5 protein-coding genes are annotated in these 6,329 nt (G+C 67.3%); 2 read left to right on the top strand and 3 right to left on the bottom strand.

Features of this window, described 5'->3' with window-relative positions:
- The coding region (locus IF89_RS49205) for a transposase family protein (protein WP_324605398.1) at positions 1–152 on the top strand (152 nt) is incomplete at its 5' end.
- Between the two features lie 719 nt (positions 153–871).
- Here the strand turns inward: IF89_RS49205 and IF89_RS43315 are convergent.
- Together IF89_RS43315 and IF89_RS0133890 are read right to left on the bottom strand one after the other, a co-directional pair.
- On the bottom strand, positions 872–2,479 hold the full coding sequence (locus IF89_RS43315; protein WP_158718059.1) for an RNA-guided endonuclease InsQ/TnpB family protein: 1,608 nt from the start codon (positions 2,477–2,479) through the stop codon (positions 872–874).
- A 228-nt stretch (positions 2,480–2,707) separates the two neighbouring features.
- On the bottom strand, positions 2,708–3,103 hold the full coding sequence (locus IF89_RS0133890) for a rodlin (protein ID WP_030776405.1): 396 nt from the start codon (positions 3,101–3,103) through the stop codon (positions 2,708–2,710).
- An 813-nt stretch (positions 3,104–3,916) separates the two neighbouring features.
- Between IF89_RS0133890 and IF89_RS0133885 the strand changes: the two genes are divergently transcribed.
- Complete coding sequence (locus IF89_RS0133885) at positions 3,917–4,186, top strand: hypothetical protein (RefSeq protein WP_030776403.1); 270 nt, start codon at positions 3,917–3,919, stop codon at positions 4,184–4,186.
- Positions 4,187–5,131: 945 nt separating this feature from the next.
- Here the strand turns inward: IF89_RS0133885 and IF89_RS0133880 are convergent.
- Positions 5,132–5,563, bottom strand: a complete 432-nt coding sequence (locus IF89_RS0133880; protein WP_158718058.1) for a hypothetical protein — start codon at positions 5,561–5,563, stop codon at positions 5,132–5,134.
- Positions 5,564–6,329 lie beyond the last annotated feature (766 nt).

Below are 6,329 nucleotides of genomic sequence, written 5' to 3'. Positions count from 1 at the left end.
CCGTCAACCGGGCCCACTCCCGCCTCCGCTGGCCCGTCGAGAGAACCATCGCCCGCATCAAGACCTGGCGCATCCTCCGCAAAGCCCGCCTCAGCCCCAACAAACTCACGTCAATCGCCAGAGCCATCCTCACCCTGCAAACTCACCGCTGAAAAGGCTCACTGCCTCATCACACGCCAGAACTACGACGAGAACACGGCCTTCCCCACCCCACCGCCAGTCCCGGCTTGACGCCATAGACCGATCGGATGTCTCAATGCCCGGCATCCGGACCGCCGCAGTCCTGCTGGTCAGCGTCGGCGGCGGACCAGTCTTCCCCACAGCCGCCTTGATCTCGTCCGGGCCGAGCGCTCCGGTGCGCATCGGAGCGGCCGTGAGCTTCGGATGTACCGGATCGGTTTCCCCGTTCGGCGACGCGGCTGTGGCGGGTTCCTGCGCCAGGGCCGCGGCGGGCTTGTCGGCGGGCGTGCCGGACCACCAGGGGACCACGGTTTGACTCACCAAGCGGCGCTGTAGCTGGGGCGATGAGCGTGCCCGCGGTGAAGGCGACGGAGGCCGGCCAGGGATTCCTATTTTTTTGATCTTGATGGGCGGTCAGGCACGCGAAGCCATGACGAGGATGCCGATGGCTCCGGCCGGATGGAGGCAAAGGCTGTCGGGCTCACGACTGTCACATCGTTGCTACAGTGCTGGGTTCACGACGCACTGCTGAGGTCGTCCGATTCGCCGATCGGGTGGACACCCACCGTCTTGGTTGAGGGACGCCCAGAGATCGCTCTCCGGGGGTGGCACTCTCGTGTCTTCTCGCTTCATCGCCACGAACCTCGTAATCCCGTAGGTCGCGAGGATTTACCAAAGCTCTGCGAGCGTTTTATGTCTCCCCGCTACCCGAGGCGACGGCTGACATCTTACGCAGTGCGGCCATGTAAATGCAAGCGGCTGCATTCGCATGACGATCTGCGGTGTAACGGCAGGAGGGGCAGGTGAATTTTTCTTGGGAGGGCTTGGCGTTCGGGTTCCGGTCGCCGCACCGGGAACATGTGGTGGCGACTGGTTCACCGCGATCGATTTTGATCAGCCTCGACCCATACTGCGGGCATTTGTAGGCGAGCTGCCGACGGAACTCTCCGATAGAGGCGTCCAGGAGGCGGCGATTGAAGAGGGACTTCACTTTCACCTTGGTGCCGGGTCTGGACCGGCTTCCCTTAGCAGAGGTAACAAGACTGACCAGGTCGAAGTCCTCGACGGCAATGCAGGCGTAGCCCCGGGAAAGCCTTTTGGTGATGTCGTGCAGTGTTCCCGCCCGGCGCAGGGCGACAAGGTGATGGCGCCTGGCCGCGCGGGCAGACAGCCGCCTGTACTCCCGGGATCCTGGCTGCATTCTCCTCATACGGCGGTTGATGCAGTTGATCCGCGGAAGGTCACGCAGAAGGAATTGGGGATGAGGGATGACGCTCTCCCTTCCACCTGCTGTCCCGGGGCCATTAGAGAGAACAGCCAGATAGCGGGAGCCGAGATCTACCCCCACGGTCCCTCCGGCACGCTGGCGGAGGGTTGGCTCCGCGGGAAACCGTTGGGTGATCTTGCAAGAGACGCTGGCGTACCAGCGGTGTGCGCGTCGGGTGACAGTGACTGACTGGACGCGCGCCTCTCCGAGGGCGACGAGGCGGGCAAGACGCTTGGCCGAGCCGTGGATTCTGATCCGGCCAGTCGTGGGGATGATCAGATGGCGGTATCCGTCCAGCCTAATCCTGGGCTTTTGGACATCGTGGTACAGCGTGAAGCTGTCTAGGCAGCCGCCCTTCTTCTTGAAGCGGGGATAGCCCACCCTGCGGCCGCCACGCTCGCCGCTGGCCGAGGTCATCCAATTGTTCCACGCTGCCTGGGCGCGGTCGAAGCCGGAAGTGAAGCAATAGACGTTGACTTCGTTCCACCACGGTGTGCCCCCCTGTTCCTTGGGGAGGTCACGCTCGGTGCGCCACATTGCCGCCATGTCATGCTGGTTAGGAATCTGGTCTCCTCGCGCGAAGAGCTCTTCCTTGTGACGCGCGACCATCCGGCGTGCCCGGGCCAAGGCTCGGGCGTACTCCTCTCCCGAACCGCCAGGCCGAGCTTCCTCACGTTCACGAGCTAGCCGCGCCACAAGATCCGCCGGTTCCTGTGGCGCAACCGCCACCTCCGGTTCAGCGGAGCGCGCCATGCGGATGAGAGCCCTGCGGTGGTGGTCCCAGGCAGCGCATGACGCCTTCAGGTCTGCAGTCTCTCGCCGCAGCTGGGCCTTCCACTGTGGTCTGCTCATGCCCTTGGCGATCAGCGAATCACGCCGGGAGACCCACGCTTGGTGGGACCGTGTCTTCTTCTCGAGAGCGTAGTTATATGCCCACCGGCATGCACCGGCGGACTTGAGGAAACTTTCCCGCTGTGCCTCGGTGGGGTCCAAGGCAAACCGAAAACTCCGTGTCACCTCGAGGGCGGGCATGAATGTAACTCCTGCGAAGTCGAATGCACTCGACAGCGTGTGGCCTGGCCTAACCAGCACCGGCAGTGGCCGACCGGGTTGCCACGTAGCCATCCGCTGGCTTCAGCCCTCACCCAGGCCTTGTCCTCTGCCTCACCGAGGGCACGAGGGGGGCTCGCCGTGTACATGCAAGCCCCCCTCGAAGCAGCGTGATCTCGCGACTACCGTCCGAGATGCTACCGAAGCGGGTTAGTTGTCCGTGCCGTTACCGGCCAGGAGCGCGATCTCGCTCAGGACGTCCGAGAGCGGGTCGTCGCCGTCGGTCTGGCTGGAGTTCTCTACACACGTCTGGTACTGCGAGCTCGTCAGGATGTCCGGGACCTGGACACCGACGAGGCCGGCGATACCACCGACGTTCCTCAGCGGCACGCCGACACAAGGATTGTTCAGAGAGCCCTGGATAAGGCTCATCTGGGGGCTGTAGTTGCCGTGCGTCGCGGCGTTCCCGTAGACCTCAGTTGCCCCGTTTCCGGTGACCGCATTCGTCTCGTCGTTGTTGACGGCCATGGCCTGGGGAGCCAGGGCTACGCCCAGCCCGAGGACGGAGGCAGCCAACGCCGACGACGCAACGATCTTCTTGAACATGTCTGTCCCTAGCTTGTGCTCGTGTCCGCACAGTTGCGGACCCCCTGCTAACTGCCCGGCAGCACTTTCGTTACGTTCTGGCACCCCAATAGGGCATGCGGTACGCACGGCTGGAAGGCATCCCCCGGCTGTCTTGGTGCCGTTGCAGCCCGCGCGCTTGATCGTGGTCATGCCCGGACAAGGTCGCTATGACCCGGCCGACACACATGAGCCGATGCTCAGGAGACGTCACCTGCGGAGCGATCCGCGCAGCTCAGAGCGTGTCACAGCGACTTGCGTGACAGCCCTTGTACAGCCGCCGAGGGGGCACGACGGCGGAGCCCTGTGCCTGAGCGAACAGTCCCAGGCGCCGCCCCGTTGGGGTCTTGGACACGTGGAAACCGGGATCTGAGGTTGCAGAGGAAGTAGCGCCAGATGGGACACTCCTCGGGGAAGGCAGTCACCGCTGGCGCCCGGGATCTCGGCCTCAGCTCGAGCCCTTGCGCGGCTGGCACCGCCAGGCCGAGGCCGGCCGGGGACGAGGGACGCCCCTGCGAGCTCACCACACAAGAGCGTGAGCAGCTCAAGCGGCTGCGCAGGCAGAACGCCGGACAGGCCAAGACGAGGCAGCGCCTGGCAGCAGTGGGTCCTGACCGGCGGTGAGCGCTACATGTGGGCGACGGCGGCCTGGGCCCTGCTCGCCGGGACACTCGTTGGTTTCGTCACCGGCAGCACCCCCCTCGGCCGCCGCGCCTTCCCAAGAGCGTCCGGCGGTTCCTCAGCACCCAGGCCCGGCACAACGGTCCGCGGGCAGTGCCGCCGCCACCGCCTGCGGTGGCCGATGTCGCCCGGTGGATCACCGGCCGCCCGGAGAACCAGAGCGACCAGGCCCGCCGGGAACTCAAAGACGTGTGCGGCCGCTGCCCGGAAATCGCCGAAGCCTGCCGCCTGGCCCGCAGCTTCGCCACCATCCTCCGCCGCCTTGACGGGCACCGGCTTGGCGGCTGGCTCGTCCAAGCCGACGAGTCCAAGGTCAAGGAGATTCGCACCTTCGCCAACGGGCTTCGCAAGGACTTCGGCCTCCTGCGAGACGCATCCTCCTGACGCACTGACGAGCTCACTTCACGGGAAAGCGCCGAAGAGCCAGAACTACACGGCCGTCGACACCGTTCGACAGGGAAGACAGTCATGCCAACTCCCGAGCCGGGGGTGCCCCGTTGCGGGACTCCACGGCGGGCGATCACGGGCTTGACCCCGGTCGCCCAGGCCAGCGGCGGTATGTGTCGCGGTCGTAGCCGCGGTCGGCCAGAAGCGTTTCGGGCCGTCTGCGGGGCCGACCTACCAGAGCCGAAGACCGGCGGGACATGCCGCAGGAGCAGCATCAGCTGGGTGACGCCGCTGCGGTTCCCGCCGACCAGCGTCACCGCCAGCGGAAATGCCCTGGCCGTCGTCGCCGATCAGGCGGTACCTGCTGCCCGGCCATACACGGCCAACCGGGCTGCGGACGCTTCTGCGCCGAGCGGCCTTGACACGGGAGGAGCCGGTCACCGCCCGCCACCAGTGCAGTCTCTGGGCTATCCGCAGCTTCAGCAGCACCAGGTGCAGCTGGTGCTACACGCCGACCTCGTTCCATGCGGCCAGACGCCGCCAGCAGGACATCCCGGAACCGAAGCCCCTCTCCTGCGGCAGGCACCCCATCGGATCACGGTGGGCAGAACGAACAAGATCCCGCACAAGGCCCGCCGGTCCGGCACCCGAGGACGGACCCTCCACCCGCCTCAGCACCAGCTCGGGCAGCAACGGCTTGACCAGCGGCCACCGTTCATCCGACACGATCCGCGGCCGGGACTGACACTTCCCCACGGCCGACCGACGACCATCCGAACCGAAAGTCACGTGATCATGCAGCCTGGCTGGGGAAGGCCCAGCGAAAGCGCGGAATGAAAAAAAGCCCTCCTCGGGGGGCCGGGCGCGCCGTCGCGGGCATAGGGCCCCGCGCCCGGCACCCTGTATGTCCCACTATGCCATCCCGGCTGCGCTTCACTGGGTTCAGCTGGTGGCGGTGTGAGGAGATGGCGCAGGGGGCTGGGCGCGCTGGTGGGCGGCTGTGGTGGCTCTGCGGCTGCGGTGGGCGGCTATGCCGTATTCAGCGGGAATGCTCTCCACCAGGTGCCGGTGGAAGTGCTGGATCGCCTGATCGAGTGCGAGGGCGATACGGGGACGCTTGCCATTGCGGACGGCGGCGATGGTCTGGGTGGACGTGCCCAGGCGGGCCGCCAGGAAACTGGCCGGCCAGCCCCGCTCCGCAAGCTCGCGCAGACACCCGGCACTGGTAGTGGCCGGCACCAGCCCCGGATGGCGAAGCCGCCCCGACATGCCGGCCAGGGGGACGCCCAGGACCGCTTCGGCCGTGGTGCGGTGAATGGGCGGCTGCTGGTCCGCGGGCAGCCTCAGGAGACGGCGCACCAGCGTGACCGACACCCCCGACACTGCCGCGATGTCACCGGCCGACCACCCGGCGTTCCGCAGCCTCACAGCGTGCGCGGCAGTCTCGGATGCGGGAATCCTGGCCGGACGCCCCGCACGAAGCTCCCGGTTCCGCCGGGCCCGGTCACGGCGCGCCGCCGCCCTGCACTCCGGCCGCACACACCCGTAGCTCGCACACGACGGACTCCCGTGCCTGACACGCGACCGCACCGGCCGCACACCACCACCTCCGGCAACCGCGGCCGGCCTCGCGTCACCCGCCGGCACGACCCGCCCAAGAGCATCACCCACGTGTCCTCCATCCCTTCGGCTCTTCCGGAGCCAGTTTCCCCTCCCGGTCCGGCAGGCCGACACAAGCAGACAGGAAGCGCCCGCGGCTGCCGCCCGGCTGGAGAGCACTGGGCAGGAACACACCGGACGGACCTGGCCCGTCCGGGCGGCCCCACCCAGGCACGATGGACCGGAGCACAGCAGGTGCGGAAGTCGCAGCCGGTGCGCATCGAGGACGTGGAGGTCGGCGCGGTCTACTCAGCGGCTATCCCCCAGCGGCTCCCGCCGGAGTACCGGACCAGGCCGGAGTCGACGCTGGCGCAGTGGCAGAGGGAGTGCAGCTCTGCATAGCGCGCGGCCGCCGGATCGCTGCCACCGCGACCGGCTACGGCGACGAGGCCGGGACTGTGGCCGGTTGCCCGGGGGCTCCCCTCCGGCCGCGTCATTAACCTTTCAGCACATCATCCCCGCACGGCGGCCCCGCCTGCCG

Origin of the sequence: Streptomyces sp. NRRL F-2664 (assembly GCF_000719345.1) — a bacterium.
GTDB lineage: Bacteria > Actinomycetota > Actinomycetes > Streptomycetales > Streptomycetaceae > Streptomyces.
Note: the sequence above shows the minus strand (reverse complement) of the source record. Positions and strands in the feature narration are given on the sequence as shown.

What these genes read in the sequence shown, in the direction of transcription:
- IF89_RS43315 (WP_158718059.1), bottom strand. Translation starts at nt 2,479, where the DNA reads ATGCCCGCCCTCGAGGTGACACGGAGTTTTCGGTTTGCCTTGGACCCC.
- IF89_RS0133890 (WP_030776405.1), bottom strand. Translation starts at nt 3,103, where the DNA reads ATGTTCAAGAAGATCGTTGCGTCGTCGGCGTTGGCTGCCTCCGTCCTC.